At 68.9% G+C, this 20587-nt stretch carries 18 protein-coding genes; 9 read left to right on the top strand and 9 right to left on the bottom strand.

Annotated features, from left to right (window positions below; translation table 11 throughout):
* Positions 1–14: 14 nt before the first annotated feature.
* The 3 genes from J7654_RS11480 to J7654_RS11490 all read right to left on the bottom strand — a co-directional run bounded on the left by J7654_RS11480 (position 15) and on the right by J7654_RS11490 (position 3280).
* On the bottom strand, positions 15–1283 hold the full coding sequence (locus tag J7654_RS11480) for a cytochrome P450 (protein WP_209736066.1): 1269 nt from the start codon (positions 1281–1283) through the stop codon (positions 15–17).
* A 136-nt stretch (positions 1284–1419) separates the two neighbouring features.
* Positions 1420–2445, bottom strand: a complete 1026-nt coding sequence (locus J7654_RS11485; RefSeq protein WP_245195478.1) for an SOUL family heme-binding protein — start codon at positions 2443–2445, stop codon at positions 1420–1422.
* A 256-nt stretch (positions 2446–2701) separates the two neighbouring features.
* Positions 2702–3280 carry an NADPH-dependent FMN reductase gene (locus J7654_RS11490; RefSeq protein WP_209736067.1) on the bottom strand — a complete coding sequence of 193 codons (579 nt, stop codon included), beginning with the start codon at positions 3278–3280 and terminating at the stop codon, positions 2702–2704.
* Positions 3281–3608: 328 nt separating this feature from the next.
* Between J7654_RS11490 and J7654_RS11495 the strand changes: the two genes are divergently transcribed.
* The gene (locus J7654_RS11495; protein WP_209740477.1) at positions 3609–6260 is read left to right on the top strand and encodes a CHASE domain-containing protein; all 2652 of its coding nucleotides are present in this window, start codon (positions 3609–3611) and stop codon (positions 6258–6260) included.
* Positions 6261–6273: 13 nt separating this feature from the next.
* Here the strand turns inward: J7654_RS11495 and J7654_RS11500 are convergent, their stop codons facing one another.
* The 6 genes from J7654_RS11500 to J7654_RS11525 form a co-directional block, all read right to left on the bottom strand.
* Positions 6274–7017 carry an ABC transporter ATP-binding protein gene (locus J7654_RS11500; RefSeq protein ID WP_209736068.1) on the bottom strand — a complete coding sequence of 248 codons (744 nt, stop codon included), beginning with the start codon at positions 7015–7017 and terminating at the stop codon, positions 6274–6276.
* Positions 7017–8786, bottom strand: a complete 1770-nt coding sequence (locus tag J7654_RS11505; protein WP_209736069.1) for a branched-chain amino acid ABC transporter ATP-binding protein/permease — start codon at positions 8784–8786, stop codon at positions 7017–7019. Before J7654_RS11505 ends, J7654_RS11500 begins: the two co-directional genes overlap by 1 nt.
* Before the next feature lie 4 nt (positions 8787–8790).
* Positions 8791–9828 carry a branched-chain amino acid ABC transporter permease gene (locus tag J7654_RS11510; protein WP_209736070.1) on the bottom strand — a complete coding sequence of 346 codons (1038 nt, stop codon included), beginning with the start codon at positions 9826–9828 and terminating at the stop codon, positions 8791–8793.
* Between the two features lie 85 nt (positions 9829–9913).
* Entirely contained in the window at positions 9914–11059 is a 1146-nt protein-coding gene (locus J7654_RS11515) for an ABC transporter substrate-binding protein (RefSeq protein ID WP_209736071.1), read from the bottom strand.
* A gap of 123 nt (positions 11060–11182) precedes the next feature.
* Positions 11183–12421, bottom strand: a complete 1239-nt coding sequence (locus J7654_RS11520; protein ID WP_209736072.1) for a dihydrolipoamide acetyltransferase family protein — start codon at positions 12419–12421, stop codon at positions 11183–11185.
* 1 nt (position 12422) lies between these two features.
* Positions 12423–14507, bottom strand: a complete 2085-nt coding sequence (locus tag J7654_RS11525) for an alpha-ketoacid dehydrogenase subunit alpha/beta (protein WP_209736073.1) — start codon at positions 14505–14507, stop codon at positions 12423–12425.
* A gap of 155 nt (positions 14508–14662) precedes the next feature.
* On the opposite strand from J7654_RS11525, the gene J7654_RS11530 reads away from it, so the two are divergent.
* From J7654_RS11530 to paaE, 8 genes are all read left to right on the top strand, one after another.
* Positions 14663–15154, top strand: coding sequence for an Lrp/AsnC family transcriptional regulator (locus tag J7654_RS11530; protein ID WP_209736074.1), 492 nt, complete (start codon positions 14663–14665; stop codon positions 15152–15154).
* A 63-nt stretch (positions 15155–15217) separates the two neighbouring features.
* Entirely contained in the window at positions 15218–15841 is a 624-nt protein-coding gene (locus J7654_RS11535) for a TetR/AcrR family transcriptional regulator (RefSeq protein ID WP_209740479.1), read from the top strand.
* Positions 15842–15849: 8 nt separating this feature from the next.
* Entirely contained in the window at positions 15850–16740 is an 891-nt protein-coding gene (gene paaX, locus J7654_RS11540) for a phenylacetic acid degradation operon negative regulatory protein PaaX (protein ID WP_209736075.1), read from the top strand.
* Between the two features lie 78 nt (positions 16741–16818).
* Positions 16819–17811 (top strand): 1,2-phenylacetyl-CoA epoxidase subunit PaaA, encoded by a 993-nt coding sequence (gene paaA, locus J7654_RS11545; RefSeq protein ID WP_209740481.1) that lies wholly within the window; start codon positions 16819–16821, stop codon positions 17809–17811.
* Positions 17812–17822: 11 nt separating this feature from the next.
* Positions 17823–18110: a 1,2-phenylacetyl-CoA epoxidase subunit PaaB gene (gene paaB, locus J7654_RS11550; RefSeq protein ID WP_209736076.1), complete on the top strand. Its 288-nt coding sequence runs from the start codon at positions 17823–17825 to the stop codon at positions 18108–18110.
* Between the two features lie 73 nt (positions 18111–18183).
* Complete coding sequence (gene paaC / locus J7654_RS11555; protein ID WP_209736077.1) at positions 18184–18957, top strand: 1,2-phenylacetyl-CoA epoxidase subunit PaaC; 774 nt, start codon at positions 18184–18186, stop codon at positions 18955–18957.
* Positions 18951–19451, top strand: a complete 501-nt coding sequence (gene paaD, locus J7654_RS11560; protein WP_209736078.1) for a 1,2-phenylacetyl-CoA epoxidase subunit PaaD — start codon at positions 18951–18953, stop codon at positions 19449–19451. The genes paaC and paaD overlap by 7 nt, the downstream gene beginning before the upstream one ends.
* 7 nt (positions 19452–19458) lie before the next feature.
* The gene (gene paaE / locus J7654_RS11565) at positions 19459–20535 is read left to right on the top strand and encodes a 1,2-phenylacetyl-CoA epoxidase subunit PaaE (protein WP_209736079.1); all 1077 of its coding nucleotides are present in this window, start codon (positions 19459–19461) and stop codon (positions 20533–20535) included.
* Positions 20536–20587: the final 52 nt, after the last annotated feature.

Consider the following 20587-nt stretch of genomic DNA (forward strand, 5'->3'; position numbering starts at 1 on the left):
GGCCTCGCCTTTTTCTAGAACGCAAGGTCGAGGCGCGGCAGGCCCCGGAAGTGGAAGCTGTCGCGCGCCCGCGGCTCGCCCGCAAGGCGCAGGGCCGGCAGGCGGCGAAACAGCGTGGCCAGCGCCACGCGCAGTTCCAGCCGGGCGAGGGGCGCGCCGATGCAGAAATGGATGCCCGCGCCGAAGGCGACATGCCCGTTGCGCCCGCGCGCCGGATCGAACCGGTCGGGTGCGGCGAAGACGGCCGGATCGCGATTGGCCGCGCCGAGCATCAGCGCGATCTCCTCGCCGCGCCTCAGCCACCGGCCCTCGGCCAGCTCGATGTCCTGAAAGGCGACGCGGCGGAAGAGATGCAGAGGCGTATCGAAGCGCAGGACCTCCTCCACGCTCGCTTCCCCGCTTGCCTCGTCCGCGAAAAGGGCTTGCGGGTCGAGGCCGCTTTCGAGGATCGCCCGCGTGCCGTTGCCGATGGCATGGACAGTGGCCTCGTGGCCGGCGTTCAGGAGGACGGCCAGCGTCGAGATCATCTCGTCCTCGCTCAGGCGTCCCGATTCCGTTTCCGCCGCGATCAGCGCCGAGACGAGATCGTCCGCCGGAAACCGCCTCTTGCGGCGGATCGTCTCCTGCAGAAAGGCCCGGAACTCGCGCGACGCCCGGTCCGCCGCCTCCTCGACGGCGCGGTCGCGCAGGAAGCCGTACATCGCGACCATGGCGTGCGACCACTGGAGGAGCAGCGGCGCGTGCGAACGATCCACGCCGATGAGGTCGGAGATGATCGCGACGGGCAGCGGCTCGGCGAAGGCGGTCACCAGTTCGACCTCCCCGTCCGCCTCGAATGCATCGATCAGCCTGTTGGCGAGGGTTTCGATGGTTCCTTCCAGCCGCTCCACATTGCGCGAGACGAAGGCTTTGGAAACCAGGGCGCGAAGGCGCGTATGGGTGGGCGCCTCGAGGTCCAGGAGCGAGTGGGCCTCCAGCGCGTAGAAGGCTTCCAGATGCGCCGGCACGTCCCGGGCAGGCCGCCCGTCCGGCCCCGCCGGCAGAATACGGCCGAGCCGCCGGTCCTTCAGAAGTCGCGAGACCGTGGTGTGCTCGAAGGCCGCGATGCAGCCCGCCTCCTCCCAGAAGCCCAGCGGCGTGCGTTCGCGCAGGGCAGCGTAAGCGGGGTAGGGGTCGAGGTAGAAAACCGGTTCGCGCGGATCGAGGCGAAAGCAATCCTCGTTCGGGCCGAAGACGAGGCTGGCGGGAAGGTCGGTCGGTGGGGAGGGGTCTGTGCGGCGCATATGAGCTTGTGTCGCCGAACGGCGCGCAAAGGGCAAGACGGGCCGCGCCTGCCCCGCGAACGCCGGGAACGTTGGGGGGCCGCAATGCAAAGCGCCCGCCGAAGGGCGGGCGCGTTGGCACGGCAAGATCCGGAATTCAGCGCTCGACTTCGATCAGAATCTCGTTGCGCCGCATGAAGCCTGGCACCCACGGCGGGTTGTAGAAGGCATAGATCGGATCGCCCTTCTGCTTCAGCCCCTCGTCCGCGAGGTAGTTGTAGAGCGCCATCAGCTTCTTGCTGGCCAGCGAGGCGGTGAAGGAGCCGGAGAAGCTGACCGCCGCCATGCGCCGGGCCGGAATCTCCTCGATCGTCACCTCGTCCGAAACGGGCGTGGGCAGGCTGGCCTTGGTGTATTTCTTCGGCATGACGAAACGCACGGCCCAGCCTTTTGAGCGGCCTTCGCCCTCGGAAAGCTGCTGGAGAACCGGCGTCGTCATCGCGATTTTCTTGCCGGACCGGTTGTTGGCGCGGATGAAGTCGTAGAGCGTCTCGAACCCGGCGCGCCGCGCCTTCTCATGATAGCCGCTCTTGACCGTCTCGGCGATGATCATCGCGTCATAATCGCGGATCTCGACGTCGCCATCCTTGCGCACGGTCTCGTAGTCCGGCTCTTCCGCATGTTCGGCGATCTTCTTGGTGACGTAGAAGGTCGCCCCCACCGCCAGCACGGCGCCGCCCACGACCAGCGCCGTGGTCAGCTCGGGCCGGGCGCGGAAATAGTCCAGGCCCCGCTGCGCTTCGCGGCCGCGCCGGAAGCTGACGGAGCGCGGCGCGCGAAGCTCGGGCCAGTGCCAGTTGGAGAAGGTGGGAAGATGCTCGCGCGCCTCGTGCGCGCCCTCCGCAAGCGAGCGCTGCGCGCGCTTGAGCGAGCGCTGCGCCTCGGACGCGGTGGGAAGCGAGAGGCCGGACAGGAAGGAGGGCAGGTAGCCGGGCGTTTCGTGCGACAGGCCGGGCAGGCGCCCGATCTCGTGGCTGACGGTGCGGCGCAGCCGCTCCAGCCGGGAGGGCCTTGGGTTCACGCGCTCCACGAGCTGGGCCTCAAGCTCGGCGATCCGTTCCCCCATGTCGCCGAGCGCGTCCGTCATGCGTTCATAGGCCGATGGCTTGTCGCGGAACATCATCTTCTCCTGCCAAACATTGTCTTCTTAGGTCGCGAGCGCGAGGAACGGCGATGGTCCCACGCGACAGGTGCCACCGGCTTAACGCTTCATGCCCCGCATGGTTGCGCCGCACGCCAGCGGATGCAAGCGGCCAGGAGGAAGGATGGCAACCTTCCGCCGCCTGGCGAATTTAAGGTTATCAGGTTCTTCATGACCTGATACTCCAGCCAAATTGGGCGGCCCCGTGCCGCCCTTTTTTGCGCCTCTTACGGCCTCTTCAGGCCGCGTCGGCCTGCGCGCTCGTCTTGGGCGGCGAGACGCGCTCGATGAAGCCGTCGAAGCGCCTCACCCACCGCATCAGGAACTCGCGGGTCTTCTCATCCGCGACGCTGCCATCCGCCGCGAACAGCTCGGGCTTGAACTGGAAGTAGACCTCCGGCTGGCCCATCTGCACCGTATCGACGACGGTCAGCAGGCTCTTCAGCGCATTCTGCCCGGCCATCGCCCCGCCTGCGCCCGGGCTCGTGCCGATGACGGCGGACGGCTTGGATTCCCATGAATTCTGGCCCCACGGGCGGGTGCCCCAGTCGATGGCGTTCTTGATCGCGGGCGAGAAGGAACGATTGTATTCGGGCGTGACGAAGAGCACGGCGTCGGCCGCCTCGACCTCCCGCTTCAGGCGCAGCACGGATTCCGGCGGCTGCGCCCACAAATCCTCGTTGTAGAGAGGCAGGTCGCCGATCTCGACGAACTGAAAGCGCATCGATTCCGCTGCAAGGCCGGCGATCGCCTCGGCGAGCGTGCGATTGAGCGAATCCTTGCGCAGCGACCCGTTGATGACGGCAATGTTCTTCATGGCATGGCCTTTCCGTGAACCCGTTCTCGACATTTGCGCCCGCCATGGATGCGTTGCAAGAGCCGAAAGGCTTGAACAATGCGTCGGCTCCGGTGCCGGGAACCGGGCGCCTCGCCCGGCCTTTCGGGCGTCTTGCGTAAGATGCCCGGATTGACAGCCGGTCCGATCCGCAGCAAGCGGAAAGGGGAGGCGATGAACGCTCTCCATCCGATGGAGAGGAGCTTCGGCCATCACCGCGCCCGCCCGAAAGCAGCCTCGCCCCGTGCTCGCGAAGATGCGCCGCCTGCGCCACATCGGGCTGCCGCTGCTCGTCTTTCTCGTCGGCCTCATGGGCACGGCGGTGGTCACGCTCCAGTTCAAGCGCCTGAGCGACGCCCGAGACGCGGAGCGGTTCGAGCGCCTCGTGGATCAGCGCGTGGAGGCGATCTCGGACCGGATCGACACCTATGTCGCGCTCCTGCGCGGTGCGGCCGGCCTGTTTTCCGCCAACGAAACGGTCAGCCGGCAGGATTTCGCCAGCTATGTCGCGCGGCTGGCCGTCGCCGAGCTTTACCCGGGCATACAGGGCATCGGTTTCGCCGGCTGGTTCGACGCCGGCGAGCGCCGCGCCGTGGAAACGCAGATGCGCGAAGAGGGCTTCCCCGGGTTCCGCGTGACACCTCCCGAGCCGCGCGAGCAATACAGCGCCATCGTGTTCCTGGAACCGCAGGACGAGCGGAACGCGGCGGCGATCGGCTACGACATGTACACGGACCCCGTGCGCCGCGAGGCGATGGAGCGCGCGCGCGATCACGGCGTCCCGGCGCTGTCCGGCATGGTGGAGCTGGTCCAGGAGATCGACCAGGACAAGCAGCCCGGCTTCCTGATTTACCTGCCGGTCTACGAGGACAATCTCTTTCCCGTGACGGTGGAGGAGCGGCGGGCGCTGCTGGCCGGCTGGGCCTACAGCCCGTTCCGCGCCCGCGACCTCTTCAGCCGCGCCATCGACAAGACCGGCGCCTTCGGCGGGCGCGATCTCGTCTACAGCGTCCATGACGGCCTGGAGCCCTCGGCGGGCAATCTCCTCTATCGCTCCGCCGAGCTCGAGCGGACGCAAGGTGGCGGGGAGCCGACGGGCACGGCGACGCGGCAGGTGATAGAGATCGCGGGCCGGAGCTGGACCGTGGATTTCGCGCCCGGCGCGTCCTTCGCGCGCGACTCCTACGCCGACCTTCTGCCCTATCTGTTCGGGCTCGGCTTTCTTGCAACGCTCTTCCTGACGGCGGCCGCCTTCGCGCAGGCGCGCACCACACTGGAAGCGGAAAAGGCCCGCGCCGACCTGCAGGAGGAAACGGAGCGGCTGGAGCGGCTGAACCGCGTGGGCAACGCCCTGGCCTCCGAACTGGACATGGAGCGCCTCGTGCGCACCGTGATCGAGGCGGCGACCAGCCTCTCCGGTGCTGCCTACGGCGCATTCTTCGAGCGGATCGCGCCGGGCGTGGACGGCAATCCGGACGAGGCCTGGCGGCTCTTCAGCCTTGCCGGGGCCCCGCGCGAGGCCTTCACGCGGTTCGGCCTGCCGCGCCCCACCGACCTGTTCTCCCCCACCTTCGCGGGGGGCGGGGTTGTGCGCTCCGCCGACGTTTCGCGCGATGCACGCTACGGTTCGCTCGGCGGCATGCCCAAGGGGCACCTGCCGGTTCGCAGCTATCTCGCCGTTCCCGTCGTCTCCCGCTCCGGCGAGCGGCTGGGCGCGCTCCTGTTCGGCCATCCCGAGCCAGGTATGTTCGCCGAGAAGGAGGAGAAGCTGATCGCCGGCTTCGCGGGCCAGGCGGCGGCCGCGCTGGAGAATGCCCGGCTGCTCGCTTCCGTCAAGGCCGGGCAGGATCGCTTCAAGGCGGCGGTGCAGGCCGTTCGCGGCATCCTCTGGACCACCGACGCGAAGGGGCGAATGGTTGGCGAGCAGCCGGGATGGCAGAGCATGACCGGGCAGGCGGTCGAGCAATACCAGGACGGCGGCTGGTCGGCGGCGATCCATCCGGACGATCTGGCTCGGACACTGGAGCTCTGGAGCGCGGCTGTGGAGGAGAAGCGCACCTTCGTGCACGAGCACCGCGTGCTGCGTGTGGACGGCAGCTTCGGCACCTTCGCCGTGCGTGCGGTGCCCGTGCGCGATGCGGACGGTTCGGTGCGCGAATGGGTGGGCGTCCACACGGACATTACCGAGCAGCGGGAGGCCCAGACGGAGCTGAAGGAGTCCAACGAGGAGATCCAGCGCTTCGCCTACATCGTCAGCCACGATCTGCGCGCGCCGCTGGTGAACGTCATGGGCTTCACCAGCGAGCTTTCGGCGGTGAAGGACGAGCTTCTGGCCTCGGCCTCCAAGCCGGCAGACGATCCCGCCCGGATCGAGGCGGAGAGCGACTTCGACGAGGCGCTCGGCTTCATCAAGGCGGGTATCGTCAAGATGGAACGGCTGATCGCCGCCATCCTCAAGCTCTCGCGCGAAGGGCGGCGCACCTTTACCCCCGAGCCACTGGACATGCCCACTCTGCTGCAGGGGCTGGCCGACGCGCAGCGCCACCAGGCCGAGGAGATCGAGGCGACGGTCGAGATCGCGCCGGACCTCCCGCGCCTGGTCTCGGACAGGCTCAGCGTGGAGCAGATCTTCGGCAACCTCATCGACAACGCGATCAAGTACTCGCATCCCGACCGCCCCGCCCTCATCCGGATCACCGGTGAGGAGCGCGGCCAGCGCGTCGTCTACCGCGTGAAGGACAATGGGCGCGGGATCGAGGCCAAGGACCGCGATCGCGTGTTCGACCTGTTCCGCCGCGCCGGCCAGCAGGACAGGCCGGGCGAGGGGATCGGGCTGGCCCACGTGAAGGCGCTGGTGAGGGCCTTGGGCGGGCGCATCGAGCTGTCCTCGCAGGCCGGCGCGGGAACCACCTTCACGGTGGTGATGCCCAGGGTCGCCGCAAAGCCGCCGGAGGAATCGTAGGCCCGGATCGGCCTCAGGCGGGCGCGGCCGCGCGCGAGAGCGCCTTGGTGCCGAGATAGGTCTCGATCACGCGCGCGTCGCCTTCCAGGTCGCGCGCGGCCCCCTCCAGCACCACGCGCCCGCCCTCCAGCACATAGCCGTAATCGGCGATGCGCAGAGCCGCCCGCGCGTTCTGCTCCACCAGCAGGATGGAAACGCCGAGCGAGCGCAGCTCCGATACGATGGACAGGATGTCCTGCACGATCAGCGGCGCGAGGCCCAGGCTCGGCTCGTCCAGCATCAGGAGCCTCGGCTCGCCCATCAGCGCCCGGGCCATGGCCAGCATCTGCCGCTCTCCACCCGAAAGCGTGCCCGCAAGCTGCTTCCGCCGCTCCAGAAGCCGGGGGAACAATGCCCACATCCGCTCCAGACGCTGCGCCTCGCGCCCCTGGCGGCGCAGGCGGAAGCCGCCGAGCTTGAGATTGTCCTCCACGCTCATGGTCACGAACAGCTCCCGCCGCTCGGGCACGAGGCTGAGGCCGCGTCCGACGCGCTCTTCCACGTCGAGCCGGTCGAACGCCTCCCCGAAGCACTCCACCGAGCCGCGCGAGGGCAGGGCGCCCATCAGGGCGTTCAGAAGGGTGGACTTGCCCGCGCCGTTCGGCCCCAGGATGGTGACGACCTGGCCCGCGCGCATGTCGAGCGACAAATCGGGAATGACCTCGACATGGCCGTAGCCGGCTCGAAGGCCGCGAACCTTGAGGATGAGATCGCCCATCAAGCCGCTCCCAGATAGGCTTCGATGACGGCGGGGTTCGCCTGCACCTCGGCCGGGCGGCCCTTGGCGAGCTCGGAGCCGAAATTCATCACCACGAGGCGGTCCGTCAGGCCCATCACGAAATCCATGTCGTGCTCCACGAGGAGAACGGCCATGCCCTCGGCGCGCAGGGTGCCCAGAAGACCGGCAAGCGCTTCCTTTTCCGCATGGCGCAGCCCGGCGGCCGGCTCGTCGAGCAGAAGCAGCACCGGATCGAGGCACAGCGCACGGGCGATCTCCACCAGCCGCTGCTGGCCGAGCGCCAGGTCGGTCGCGACCGCGCCCTCGTGCGCGGCCAGCCCCACGCGCGCGATCTGCCGCCGTGCCTCGGCATAGAGCCGGGCTTCCTCGTCCGCGTCGAGTCCCAGAATGCCCCGGAGGGGGCCGGCGCGGCCGCGCAGATGCGCGCCGATGGCCACGTTGTCGATCACGCTCATGCCGTGGACCAGCTTGACGTGCTGGAAGGTGCGCGCGACCCCGCGCCGGGCGATGGCGCGCGCGGGGCGGCCGGAAATGGCTTCGCCCGCCAGCGTCACCGCCCCGGCCGTCGGCGAAAGGACGCCGGTGATCAGGTTGAAGCTCGTGCTCTTGCCCGCGCCGTTCGGCCCGATCAGCCCCACGATCTCGCCCGCGCGGATGTCGAAGCCGATATCGTCGACCGCCACGAGCCCGCCGAACTGCTTGCGCAGGCCCTCGACGGTCAGAAGCGGCCGGCCTCGCTGCGGCTGCGCGCGCTTTTCCAGGGGCCCGGCGCCTGCGAGGTCTCGCGTCTTCTCGCGCCGGCGGCGGGAGAACAGGTTTCTCACATGCGGCCAGAGGCCTTCCGGGGAGAATTGCAGGATGAGGATCAGCACCGCGCCGAAGACGATGATCTCAAAATTGCCCTGCGCGCCGATCAGCCCGGGCAGGATGCCTTGCAACTGGTCGCGCACGATGGTGACGAGGCCGGCCCCGAGGATGGCCCCGCCGATATGCCCCACGCCCCCGGCCACCGCCATCAGCAGGAAGTCGATGGAGGCGTTGAGGCTGAAGGGCGAGGGGTTCACCGCGCGCTGGAGATGGGCGTAGAGCCAGCCCGCGACGGCGGCCAGGATGCCGGCATAGACGAAGGCGAAGACGCGCGCGCGATAGGTGTCGATGCCGAAGGATTCGGCCGCCAGTGCCCCGCCCCGGAGCGAGCGCACCGCGCGGCCGATGCGCGAATCGAGAAGCTTGGCCGTCATCGCCACCACGAGGACGAGCGCCGCGAGCGCCAGATACCAGAAGTCCCGCGGGTCCGACAGGCTGGTGCCGAGGAAGCGCAGCGGCGGGATGCCGGAAATGCCGTCATAGCGGCGCAGGAAGTCGAGATTGCCCGCCAGGTAGAAGAAGCTCATGTTCCAGGCGATGGTGGCGACCGCCAGGTAATGGCCGTGCAGGCGCAGGGTGATGGCCCCCACGAACAGGCTCAGAATTCCGGTGACGAGGATCGCCGCCGGCAGGCCGAGCCACGGCGAGACCCCGTAGCGAGTGGTGAGGACGGCGGTCGTGTAGGCGCCGATGCCCATGAACATCGCCTGCCCGAAGGACAGGATGTTCGCCACCCCGGTGAGGATCACGATGCCGATGGCCACGATCGCGAAGATCGCGATGTAGCACAGGAGCGTAACCCAGAAGGGCGGGAATCCAGGCACGAGCGGCACCAGCGCGGCGGCGAGCGCCAGGGCGAGAAGCGGCAGGACCTTGCGCATCGCTCTACTCCTCGTCTTCCACCACGGGCGTCCGGAAGGAGCGCCACAGGAGAACGGGGATGATCATCATGAAGATGATCACTTCCTTGAAGGCGCTGGCGTAGAAGGAGGAGAAGGCCTCCACCACGCCCACGAGGACGGCCGCGAGCGCCGAGATCGGGTAGCTGACGAGCCCGCCGACGATGGCCGCCACGAAGCCCTTCAGCGCGATGATGAAGCCCGTGTCGTAGTAGATCGTCGTGAGCGACGACACGAGGATGCCCGACAGCGTCGCGATGGCGGTGGCGAGCACGAAGCCGAGCTTGCCGCACAGCACCGGCGAGACGCCGACGAGCCGCGCCCCCAGCCGGTTGACGGCCGTGGCGCGCAGCGCCTTGCCCATCAGCGTGCGGTCGAAGAACACGAAGAGCCCCGCGATCAGCGCGAGCGTGACGGCGACGACGGCGATGGCCTGGCCGGTGAGGAACAAGGGCCCCAGTTCGAGCGTGAGCGTGGAAAGCGGCTGGGTGCCGGACCCTTCCGCGCCGAAGAAGACGAGGCCGAGCCCGACCATGGCCAGATGCAGCGCCACGGAGACGACGAGCAGCACCAGCACGCTGGCATGGGCGATGGGGCGATAGACGATGTTGTAGAGATAGAGGCCGATGGGCGTGACGACCGCGAGCGCCGCCAGCACGCGCACATATTGCGAACCCTCCGCGAAGGAGAAGGTGCGGATGGCCAGGAACACGACGAGCGGCAGCACGACGCCCTCGCCGAGAATGCGCGCCACGCGCGCCGCCGTGAGGCCGTTTCTGGCGAACCAGAAAGAGATCAGCGTGGAGAGACCGCCGAGGATGAGGAGCAGCCAGACCGTTCCCGGCGCTCGCCCCGCCTCCAGCGCGGCGAGCGTGAGGGCGCCATAGGAGACGAAGTCCCCGATGGGCACGAACACGATGCGCGTGACGGTGAAGATCAGGACGAGGCCGAGCGCCAGAAGTGCGTAGATCGCGCCGTTCACGACGCCGTCCTGCAGGAGGATGAGGAAGATGCTGAAGTCCAACGGGCCGACCTTCGGGGCTATCTAGCGGCAACGGTTCCGGCCGGGGCTGACGCGGCCGGCCGGAAGGCGTCTCGATCGCCGAAGATCAGGGCAGGAGCTTCCAGCCGCCGTCCTCGATGGTGACGATGACGCGGGCGCGCTCGTCCTGGCCGATATGGTCGGTGGGGCTCATGGTGGCGACGCCGTTGACATAGGTCACGTCGCTGAGCCCCTCCAGCGCGTCGCGCAGCGCGGCGCGGAACTCCGGCGTTCCCGGCTCCGCGCTCCGGGCGGCCACCGGAATGGCGTTCTGCAGGAGGATGCCGGCATCGTGCGCGTAGGAGCCGAAGGCCGAGACGGAGCCAGCCCCGTGGGCCGCCTCGTAGGATTCCTTGTAGGCGACGGCAGCCTCCTTCGAGGGGTGGTCGTCCGGAAGTTGCTCGGCCACCACCACCGGGCCCACCGGCATGATGGCGCCGTTGACGGCCGCGCCGCCCACCCGCAGGAAATCGGAATTAGCCACGCCATGCGTCTGGTAGACGAGGCCCTGGTAGTTGCGCTGGACCAGCGCCTGCTGCGGCAGGACGGCCGGGGTTCCCGCGCCGATCACGAACACCGCGTCGGGCCGGGAGGAGGTGACGCGCAGCATCTGCCCGGTCACGCTGGTATCGGTGCGGGCGTATCGCTCGCTGGCCACGATCTCGATGCCCTTCTCCTCCAGGAGCGGGGTAACGACGCTGATCCAGTTGTCGCCGTAGGAATCGCTGAAGGCGATGATGCCGACCGTTTCGACCTCGTTGGCCGCCATGTGGTCTGCGATGGCCCCGGCCATCAGCGCGTCGTTCTGGGCGGTCTTGAACATCCATTCGCGCGCGCCCTCGACCGGCGTGACGATGGCGGCGGAGCCGGCGAGCGAGATGGTGGGAACCTGAAGCTCGCCCGCCACCTCCACCATGGCCAGCGAGGCCGGCGTGACGCTGGAGCCGATCACCGCGTCCACGCGATCCTCCGCGACGAGCTTGCGCATGGCGGTCACGGCGCGCGTGGCGTCAGACCCGTCGTCGAGGATGATGTACTGGATGTCGTGCCCGTCGACCTCGGTGGGCAAAAGGCGCAGCGAATTCGCCTCCGGGATGCCCAGCGAGGCGCCGGGGCCGGTCTCGGAGATCACCGCGCCGATCTTCACCGTCTGCGCGGTTGCGGGCACGACCAGAGCGGCCGTCCCCAGAAGGGCGGCAAACAAAGCTTTCATGATTTCCTCCCGTACCGGTCGCGACCGGATATTCCTCCCGGCGCAGGGGTAAGGCTGTACCTGCCCCGTCCCCTTCGCCAAAGGTATAATTGACCAATCGGACGGTTAATGCAAGCAGCGGGTTCAGCCCTCGCGCCAGCCTTCCAGCACCTCCACGAAGCGCGTCAGCCACGCATTGGCCTCGGCCCCGTCCACCACCCGATGGTCGATGGTGAGGGTGACATAGGCCATGGGACGGATGAGCAGCGCATCCGTGCCCTCCACCTGCCGCACGACGGCGCGCTTTTCCATCTTGCCCACGCCCAGGATGGCCGATTGCGGTTGGTTGATGACGATGGGGCTGGCCAGGATCGAGCCGGACACGCCGTGGTTGGAAATGGTGAAGGTGCCGTTGCGCACGTCCTCGCGCGCCAGCCGGCCGGCGCGCGCCTTGCCGGTCAGTTCGGTCAGGCGCGCGGCGATCCCTTCCAGCGACAGGGTCTGGGCGCGCTCCACCACCGGCACGATCAGGCCCTCGCCCCCGGCGAGGGCGGTTCCGATGCCGATATTGCAATCGTCGAAAAGCTCCAGCGCGTCCTCGTGCCAGCGGCTGTTGATGGCAGGCGCCGCCTTCATCGCCTCCACGCTGGCTGCGATGAAATAGGCCGTGGGCGTCAGGCCGACGCCCTTCTGGGCCAGGGCCGCCTTGTGGCGCGCGCGATGGGCGAGGATGGCCGACAGATCGGCCTCGAACACCGCCGTGACGTGCGGCGCGACCGCCACCGAATGCGCCATATGCTCGGCGATCCGCCGGCGCATCGGGCTATGCGGCACGCGTCTCCCCGCAGGCCCCGGCGCGGGCCGGGCGGCTGGGCCGGGCGCGGGCTTCGCCACTTCGGGCGCCGGCGCGCCGGCGGCGGCCGCGACGTCCGCGCGTGTCAGCCGGCCGTCCTTGCCGGTGCCGTCGAGGCCCGCGGGGTCGAGCCCGGTCTCCATCAGCAGCTTGCGCACGGAGGGAGAGAGCCGCAGTGCGGGGTCGAAATCGGAGATGGAGGCGCACCCGGCTGCCGGAGGGGCGGGCCGGTCAGGAGCGCTCTCGGGCGGGAGCGCTTCGACCGAGCCGCTTTCACCGGGGGAGATGCGCCCGAGCACCGCGCCCGGCGCGGCGGCCTCGTCGGTGACAAGGACGATCTCGACAAGCATTCCCGAAGCCGGGGAGGGCACCTCGACGGCAACCTTGTCCGTTTCCAGCTCGACCAGCGCCTCGCCTTCGGCAACGTGCTCGCCCACCGTCTTCAGCCAGGCGCGCACCACGGCCTTCGTGCCTTCCTGCTCCACCGGCGCGGTCACGTCGATGGCGGCGTCTGTCTCCCGGGCGCTCATCTCAATACTCCACCAGTTCGGCGATCCTGGCCGCGATCCGAGAGACGGAGGGGACGGCGTGGTCGAGCAGCGCGGGGCTGTGGGGGCTGGGAATGTCCGGCATGGTGAGGCGGCAGGCCGGCGCGTCGAGATCGAGAAAGGCCTCCTCGGCGACGGTGGCGACGATCTCGGCCCCGAAGCCGCCGGTCCTCAAATCCTCGTGCACCACGAGGCAGCGCCGCGTGCGGCGCACAGAGGCCAGCACGGCCCGCGCGTCCCACGGCATCAGGGTTCGCAGGTCCATCACCTCCACGGAATGCCCGCTCCGGCGCGCGGCCTCCTCGCAGCGCTCCACCATGGCGCCCCAGGTGACGATGGTCAGCGCCTCGCCCGCCATCGTCGTCCGCGCGCGCCCGAAGGGCAGCATGTAATCGTCGCCGGGATAGGCGCGCCGGGCCCAGCCCGCGTCCAGCATGGCGCGATGCTCCAGGAACATCACCGGATCGTCGCCGCGCAGCGCCGTGCGCAGGAGGCCGACCGCATCCTCCGCGTTCGAAGGCACTGCCACTTTCCAGCCCGGCGAATGGACGAACTGCACCTCGTTGGTCTGGCTGTGCCAAGGGTCGCCGCATTTGAAGAAGCCGATAGGCATCCGCAGCACCATGGGCGCGGCAAAGCGGTTGCCGGTGCGCCAGCGCACGGTGCCGGCGTCGTTGATCTGCTCCATCGCCGGGTCTGCATATTTGCGGAACTGGATTTCCGGCACGGGCATCAGCCCGGCCATCGCCATGCCGACCGCGCGCCCCACGATGCCTTCTTCCGAAAGGCTCGTATCGAAGACGCGGTGAGCCCCGTGCCGGGCCTGAAGGCCGAGCGTGACGCCGTGGACGCCGCCCTTCGGGCCGATATCCTCGCCGAACACCACCATGCTCTCGTTCAGGGCCAACTCGGCGTCCAGCACGCGGCGGATCGCCGTCACCATGTTGATGCGCGGGCCGGACGGAGCGGGCGTGTCGGTGCCGCCCCTCGGCTCGATGCCCTCGGCGCGAAGGCCGCCTGCCGCCTGCGGCTCGGCCTCGGAGAACACGAAGCGCGTGATGCCGTCGGGCCTCGGCACGGGCTGGGCCTCCGCATGGGCGAGCGCGGCCTCCACGGCCTCGCGCGCCTCGCTCTCGATCCGCTCCCATTCCGCCTCGCCCATCATGCCCGGCACGAGATGGCTCTTGAGGCGCGGCAGGGGATCGCGCCCCCACTCCGCCTCCACCGTCGCGGCCGGCTTGTAGGCCTGCGTGTCCTGGAAGCTGTGACCTTGAAGGCGCGGCACCCTCAGCCGCAACAGGCAGGGCGCGCGGCGCTCGCGCACGAAAGCGACGGCCTGCGCGGTGAGGCACGCGGCTTCCACGGGATCGACGCCATCGCCGGACAGGATGTGCAGGCCCTTGAAGCTCGCGAGATTGGCCGCGATGTCGGCCCCGGGGGTCTGGAGCGTGCCGGGCACGGAGATGCCATAGCCATTGTCCTCCACGTAGAAGAGCATGGGCAGGCAGAGCGTTGTCGCCATGGTGAGGGCGGACCAGAAGCCGTTCGTCGCCACCGAGGCGTCGCCGCCGAGCGCCACCGCGATGGCGCCCTCATAGGCCGCGTCCCGCAACACGGTGCGGCGATACTCCACCGCCTGCGCATGGCCGGCGGCGGGCGTGTACTGCGTGCCGACGCCGCCGCACATCGGCAGCGCGCTCGGCCCCTCGCGGCTGGAATGGTTGAACACGACGCCGATGTCGCGCCCGTCCGAATAGCCGCCCTCGCGCCCCATGGAGCCGGTCAGTGCGTGCTCGGGCGAGACGCCGAGCGCCAGGAGCAGCGGGCGCGAGCGGTAATAGCCGGCGACGGCGTCGTGGCGGTGGTGGAGCTGGAGACCGAGCAGGATCTGCGCCATGTCGTGGCCGCGCGCGGAGAACTGGTAGAGCACCTTTTTCTGCGGGATGAGGCGCGTTTCCTCCACCTCGTCGAGCCGGCGCGAGAGCGAGAGAAGGCGGACCACGCGCGGCCAGTCCACGGCGGGCGCGTCGTTCTCCTCGATGGCGTCGCGCTGTGCCGGCAGACTCATGGCCGTTCCTCCCGAAGCGTTGATGAGCAAGACCATGATGCGACGGCTCGCGGGGGGAAGCTTGCCTCATCCGCCTCCATGAGGAAGAATGCGGACCGGTTTGTTTCGGAAACCGCGTAAATTCGGGCAAAATATTTCGCGAAGCGAGGCGGGGGATGAATGAGATCGCAGGTCTGGACCGCCACGAGCGTGCGATCCTGGTGGCTCTCCAGCAGGATGCGCGGCTCAGCGTGCAGCAACTGGCCGAGATCGTCGGCCTCTCGCCCTCGCCGACATGGAGGCGGCTGAAGTCGCTGGAGCAGCGCGGCTTCATCCGCGACTATGTCGCGCGGCTGGACGGGCAGAGGCTCGGACTGGGGCAGACCGTCTTCTGCAACATCGTGCTCGCCCGCCACAACAGGCCGGACCTGGAAGCCTTCGAAGCGGTCGTGCTCGCGCGCCCGGAGGTGCTGGAGTTCTATTCGATGACGGGCGGGGCGGACTATCTGCTGCGCATCGTCACGCGCAGCCCGGCGGATTACGAGGCTTTCCTCAAGGAGGTGATCTTCTCCTCCCCCGCCTTCCAGCACGTGAACTCGAACTTCGCGCTTCGCGAGATCAAGCACACCAGCGCCCTGCCCATCGCCGAGGGCCCCGGCATAAATTGATCGACCGGACGGTCGGACATGATTATCCTGCGGCGGATTCTGGAAGGCATGGCGGAGCAGGACATGGCGCGGACGAGGGCGCAGGACTACGAGGAGAAGCGCGCGCTGATCCTGAAGCGCTCGGCCCGCCTCTTTGCCGAGCGCGGCTTCACCGGCGCCTCGATCATGATGATCGCCGATGCCTGCGGCGTCTCCAAGGCCCTGCTCTACCATTACTATCGCGACAAGGAATCGGTGCTGTTCGATATCGTGGACACGCATCTGCGAGAGCTCGTCGAGGTCGCGGAAGCGGCGTTGCGGCCCGACCTGTCGCCGGGCGACCAGCTCGACGCGCTCTGCGCCGCTCTGTTGGACGCCTATCGTGACGCGGACGCGGAGCATCAGGTGCAACTGGCCAATCTCAAGCTTCTCTCGCCGGAGCGGCAGGAAGCGCTCAAGAGCCTGGAGCGCCGGCTCGTGGCGATCTTTTCCGGCTCCATCGAGGCCGCCGTGCCGGCGCTGGCCGGGCGGCCCGCGCTTCTGAAGCCATTGACCATGTCGCTCTTCGGCATGTTGAACTGGCATTATCTCTGGTTCCGCGAAGGCAAGGGCATGTCGCGGCGCGACTATGCGCGCCTCGTGCGCGACCTCGTGCTGGCCGGGGCAGCCGCGCGCGTGGCCGCGCCGCAGCCCGAACCGGCCGCCTGACACCGGCCATGGACACCGTGCCCGCCGAACCCGGCGCCCTCCACCCGGCGCTGCAACCAGGGCTCTCGCTGCTGCGCACGCGCCCTTCCCGCGCATGGTCGCTGATCGTCACCTTCTACGGAGACGCGGTGGCCCCGCGCGGCGGCTCGCTCTGGCTCGGCACGCTCACGGCGCTTCTGGCCGAACTCGGCTACGGGCCGGGCGTCGTGCGCACGGCCATGTCGCGGCTGGCCGCCGACGGGTGGGTGGAACGCACCGCGCGAGGGCGCAACAGCCACTACCGCCTGACCGAGCGCGGGCGCGAGACGTTCGGCGCGGCCTCCGGGCACATCTACGATCCGCACCCGCCGGCCTGGGACGGGCGGCTGACGCTGCTGCTGGAGGATGTGGAGGAGGGCGGGCGCGATGCCCTGCGTGCCCGGCTGGCCGAAGCGGGTTTCGGCAGCCCGGCGCCGGGGCTCTGGATCGCGCCGAGGCGCGAGGCGCCCTTGCCGAAGGGCCTCTTCCGCCTGGAGGCCACGCTGGTGGAGGGCGAGGCGGCGCGACTGGCGGCGGCGACATGGCCGCTGGCGCGCCTCGCGCAGTCCTATACCCATTTCATCGAAGCCTTCGCACCGCTGCGCCGCGCGCTGGAAGCGGGCGAGGCTTTCGCGCCGCCGGAGGCAATGGCCGCGCGTCTGCTTCTCATCCATGAGTATCGTCGCATCATCCTGCGCGATCCCATCCTGCCGGCGGAGCTTCTGCCGGCCCACTGGCCGGGCGGCGAGGCGAGGGCGTTGTGCCGCATCGTCTATCCGCAGCTTCTCGCTCCCTCCGAACGCTGGCTGGACGAGCATGGAGAGAACGAGGACGGTCCGCTCCCTGCCGCCGGACCCGCCCTCGCGCGGCGCTTCGCCTGATGCGACATGTTACGAAATGGAATTGACGCAGAGAGATTTCGTAACATATAATGGTTCCAGATGCAGGGAGGCATTGTCATGTACACGCAGGCTCTCAACCAGGCCGATACGGACGCCCGCCCCATGGAGGATGCCGGCCTTGCCGCCCGCTTCCAGGAGCGCGTGGACGCCGAGGAGCGCATCGAGCCGAACGACTGGATGCCGGCCGCCTATCGCAAGACGCTGACGCGCCAGATTTCGCAGCACGCCCATTCCGAGATCGTGGGGATGCTGCCGGAGGGCAACTGGATCACGCGCGCCCCCTCGCTTCGCCGCAAGGCCGCGCTCCTGGCCAAGGTGCAGGACGAATGCGGCCACGGCCTCTACCTCTACGCGGCGGCCGAGACGCTGGGCGCGAGCCGCGAGGAGCTGGTGGACCAGCTTCTGGAGGGACGGGCCAAATATTCCTCCATCTTCAACTACCCGACGCTGACCTGGGCCGATATCGGCGCCGTCGGCTGGCTGGTGGACGGCGCGGCGATCATGAACCAGATTCCGCTCTGCCGCTGCTCCTACGGGCCTTATGCCCGCGCGATGATCCGCGTCTGCAAGGAGGAGAGCTTCCACCAGCGCCAGGGCTACGAGATCATGGTGACGCTGGCGAAGGGAACGCCCGAGCAGAAGGCGATGGCGCAGGATGCGCTGGACCGCTGGTGGTGGCCGTGCCTGATGATGTTCGGCCCGCCCGATGCCGCGAGCCAGCATTCGGACCAGTCCACCAGATGGAAGATCAAGCGCTTCTCCAACGACGAGCTGCGCCAGAAATTCGTCGATGCCACCGTGCCGCAGGCGCAATATCTGGGCCTGACGCTGCCCGACCCGGACCTTGCCTTCGACGAGGAAGCCGGCCACTGGCGCTATGGCGAGATCGACTGGGAGGAGTTCAAGGCGGTGCTGGCCGGCAATGGCCCGTGCAACCGCGACCGGCTTGCCGCGCGCCGCAAGGCGCATGAGGAGGGTGCCTGGGTGCGCGAGGCGGCGAGCGCCTATGCCGCCAAGCGCGAGGCGCGCGCGGCCCGGGCCGCGGCGTGAGGGAGGCAGGCATGGCGACGCCCAATTCGAGGCTCTGGGAGGTCTTCATCCGCTCGCGCAACGGCCTGGCGCACAAGCATGTCGGCTCGCTCCACGCCGCCGATGCGACGCTGGCTCTCCAGGCGGCGCGCGATCTGTACACGCGCCGGGGCGAGGGGCTCTCGGTCTGGGTCGTGCCCTCCGAGGCGATCACGGCCTCCGACCCGGCCGACAAGGCGATGATGTTCGAGCCGGCCGAGACCAAGGTCTACCGGCACCCGACCTTCTACGAGGTGCCGGACGAAGTCGGGCACATGTAGGCGGGCGACCCGCCGTTTCGATCCCTTTGAAGGAGGCGCCGCGCGGCCAGCCCGCCGGCGTGGGAGGCATGAAATGACCGCTTCGATCACCGTCGAGGAGACGCCGCTCGTTCTCTACGCGCTGCGCCGCGCCGACGATGCGCTCATCCTCGGCCACAGGCTTTCCGAATGGTGCGGCCACGCGCCCATGATGGAAGAGGACATGGCGCTCGCCAATATGGGGCTCGACCTCATCGGCCAGGCACGGGAACTCTATGCCTATGCCGCCCGGGCCGAGGGGCGCGGGAACGACGAGGACACGCTGGCCTATCTGCGCGACGTGCGCCAGTACCGCAACCTGCTGCTCGTCGAGCAGCCGAACGGCGACTTCGCGCGCACGATCCTGCGCCAGTTCCTCTACTCCGCGTTCGCCGACCCTTACTGGCGCGCGATGATGGACTGCTCGGACGAGACGCTGGCCGCCATCGCCGCCAAGTCGGAGAAGGAAAGCGCCTATCATCTGCGCCACTCGGCCGAATGGGTGCTGCGGCTCGGCGACGGCACGGATGAGAGCCACCGGCGCGCGCAGGAGGCGCTCGACGCGCTGTTCCCCTTCACCGGAGAACTGTTCCAGGTGGACGAGGCCGAACGCTCGCTGATCGCGGATGGACGGATCGTCGACCCCGAGAACCTGCGGGCCGGGTTCGAGCGCACCGTCTCCGCCGTGCTGGAGGAAGCTACCCTCACGCCGCCGCAGGGAAGCTGGATGCAGAAGGGCGGCCGGATAGGCCATCATTCCGAGCATCTCGGCCATATCCTGTCGGACCTGCAATATCTTCAGCGCTCCATGCCGGGCGCGAAATGGTAGCCGAGCCGGACCGGGCCCTGTGCCGGCGCGCCTGGGAGGCGGCCGCGCAGGTGGTGGACCCTGAGATTCCCGTTCTGACCATCGAGGATCTGGGCGTCCTGCGCAAGGTCACGGTGGGCGAGGGCGGCCAGGTGGAGGTGGCGATCACACCGACCTATTCGGGCTGTCCGGCGATGAACATGATCGCCTTCGAGATCGAGATCGCGCTGGAGAAGGCGGGCATCGCGCGCCCGAAGGTGCGCACCGTTCTTTCGCCCGCCTGGACCACGGACTGGATGAGCGAGGAGGGCCGCGCCAAGCTGAGGGCCTACGGCATCGCCCCGCCCGGGGCGGGCACAGGCCGGCGCGCGCTGTTCGGCGAGCAGGCGGTGGAATGCCCGCAATGCGGCTCGGCCGACACGCAGGTCCTGTCCGAGTTCGGCTCCACCTCGTGCAAGGCTCTCTGGCGCTGCCGGAGCTGCCGCGAGCCATTCGACTACTTCAAGTGCCATTGAGAGCCCGATGTCCCATCCCCGCTTCCACCGGCTGACCGTTTCCGACGTGCGCCGCGAGACGGCCGACGCCGTCTCGATCGCCTTCGACATTCCGGGCGAGCTGTCGTCCGACTACGGCTTCGCGCCGGGCCAGTACCTGACGCTGCGCAAGGAACTGGAGGGGGAGGATCTGCGCCGCTCCTATTCGATCTGCTCGGGGCCGGGCGAGGGCGAGCTGCGCATCGCGGTCAAGCGCGTGGATGGCGGCCTGTTTTCCTCCTACGTCACGCGCGAATTGAAGCGCGGCGACGCGCTGGACGTGATGACGCCAACCGGCCGCTTCGGCCTGGCGGCCGAGGGTGGCGAGGGCAGGGTCCATGTGGGCTTTGCCGCCGGCTCGGGCATCACGCCCATCCTGTCCATCGTGCGCGGCGTCCTGGCGCGCGAGAAGGAGAGCCGCTTCTTCCTCTTCTACGGCAACCGCTCCATGGCCGACATGCTCTTCCGCGAGGCGCTGGAGGAACTGAAGGACCGGTTCATGGGCCGCCTCTCCGTATTCCACATTCTCTCGCGCGAGGAGCAGGACGTGCCCATCCTCAACGGCCGGCTGGACGCGGAGAAGGTGCGGGTGCTCCTCACCTCCCTCGTTCCGGCGAGCGCGGTGGATCATGTCTTCGTCTGCGGGCCCGCCGGCATGAGCGATGAGGTGGAGGCGGCGTGCCGGGAAATGGGCCTCTCGGAGGAGCAGGTCCATGTGGAGCGCTTCGTTTCGGCGCTGGGCGGCAAGCCACGGCCGAAGCCGCCTGTGAAGGCCGGCGAGCCGCCCGCGACCGTCGCCTCCATGGTGGTGGACGGCAAGCGTGTGGACGTGCCGGTGGCCGAGGGCGAGGCGATCCTCGACGCGGCGCTGCGCGCCGGCATGGACCTGCCCTATGCCTGCAAGGGCGGCATGTGCTCCACCTGCCGCGCCAAGGTGGTGGCGGGCGAGGCGGAAATGACGGTGAACTACTCGCTGGAACCCTGGGAACTGGAAGCCGGCTTCGTACTCACCTGCCAGGCCCACGCGAAGACGCCCCGGATCACGATCGATTTCGACGCGATGTAGGACCGGCAGGCTCGAACGGCGAGAACGCCGGCCGCGACGCCGGCGTTCTCGC

Source organism: Aureimonas populi, from assembly GCF_017815515.1.
In the GTDB taxonomy this organism is placed as follows: domain Bacteria; phylum Pseudomonadota; class Alphaproteobacteria; order Rhizobiales; family Rhizobiaceae; genus Aureimonas; species Aureimonas populi.

Bases quoted from the DNA above. Each gene is read 5' to 3' on its own strand.
- J7654_RS11480 (WP_209736066.1), bottom strand. From the start codon at position 1,283: ATGCGCCGCACAGACCCCTCCCCACCGACCGACCTTCCCGCCAGCCTC.
- J7654_RS11485 (WP_245195478.1), bottom strand. From the start codon at position 2,445: ATGATGTTCCGCGACAAGCCATCGGCCTATGAACGCATGACGGACGCG.
- J7654_RS11490 (WP_209736067.1), bottom strand. From the start codon at position 3,280: ATGAAGAACATTGCCGTCATCAACGGGTCGCTGCGCAAGGATTCGCTC.
- J7654_RS11495 (WP_209740477.1), top strand. From the start codon at position 3,609: ATGGGCACGGCGGTGGTCACGCTCCAGTTCAAGCGCCTGAGCGACGCC.
- J7654_RS11500 (WP_209736068.1), bottom strand. From the start codon at position 7,017: ATGGGCGATCTCATCCTCAAGGTTCGCGGCCTTCGAGCCGGCTACGGC.
- J7654_RS11505 (WP_209736069.1), bottom strand. From the start codon at position 8,786: ATGCGCAAGGTCCTGCCGCTTCTCGCCCTGGCGCTCGCCGCCGCGCTG.
- J7654_RS11515 (WP_209736071.1), bottom strand. From the start codon at position 11,059: ATGAAAGCTTTGTTTGCCGCCCTTCTGGGGACGGCCGCTCTGGTCGTG.
- J7654_RS11520 (WP_209736072.1), bottom strand. From the start codon at position 12,421: ATGAGCGCCCGGGAGACAGACGCCGCCATCGACGTGACCGCGCCGGTG.
- J7654_RS11525 (WP_209736073.1), bottom strand. From the start codon at position 14,507: ATGAGTCTGCCGGCACAGCGCGACGCCATCGAGGAGAACGACGCGCCC.
- J7654_RS11530 (WP_209736074.1), top strand. From the start codon at position 14,663: ATGAATGAGATCGCAGGTCTGGACCGCCACGAGCGTGCGATCCTGGTG.
- J7654_RS11535 (WP_209740479.1), top strand. From the start codon at position 15,218: ATGGCGCGGACGAGGGCGCAGGACTACGAGGAGAAGCGCGCGCTGATC.
- paaX (WP_209736075.1), top strand. From the start codon at position 15,850: ATGGACACCGTGCCCGCCGAACCCGGCGCCCTCCACCCGGCGCTGCAA.
- paaA (WP_209740481.1), top strand. From the start codon at position 16,819: ATGTACACGCAGGCTCTCAACCAGGCCGATACGGACGCCCGCCCCATG.
- paaB (WP_209736076.1), top strand. From the start codon at position 17,823: ATGGCGACGCCCAATTCGAGGCTCTGGGAGGTCTTCATCCGCTCGCGC.
- paaC (WP_209736077.1), top strand. From the start codon at position 18,184: ATGACCGCTTCGATCACCGTCGAGGAGACGCCGCTCGTTCTCTACGCG.
- paaD (WP_209736078.1), top strand. From the start codon at position 18,951: ATGGTAGCCGAGCCGGACCGGGCCCTGTGCCGGCGCGCCTGGGAGGCG.
- paaE (WP_209736079.1), top strand. From the start codon at position 19,459: ATGTCCCATCCCCGCTTCCACCGGCTGACCGTTTCCGACGTGCGCCGC.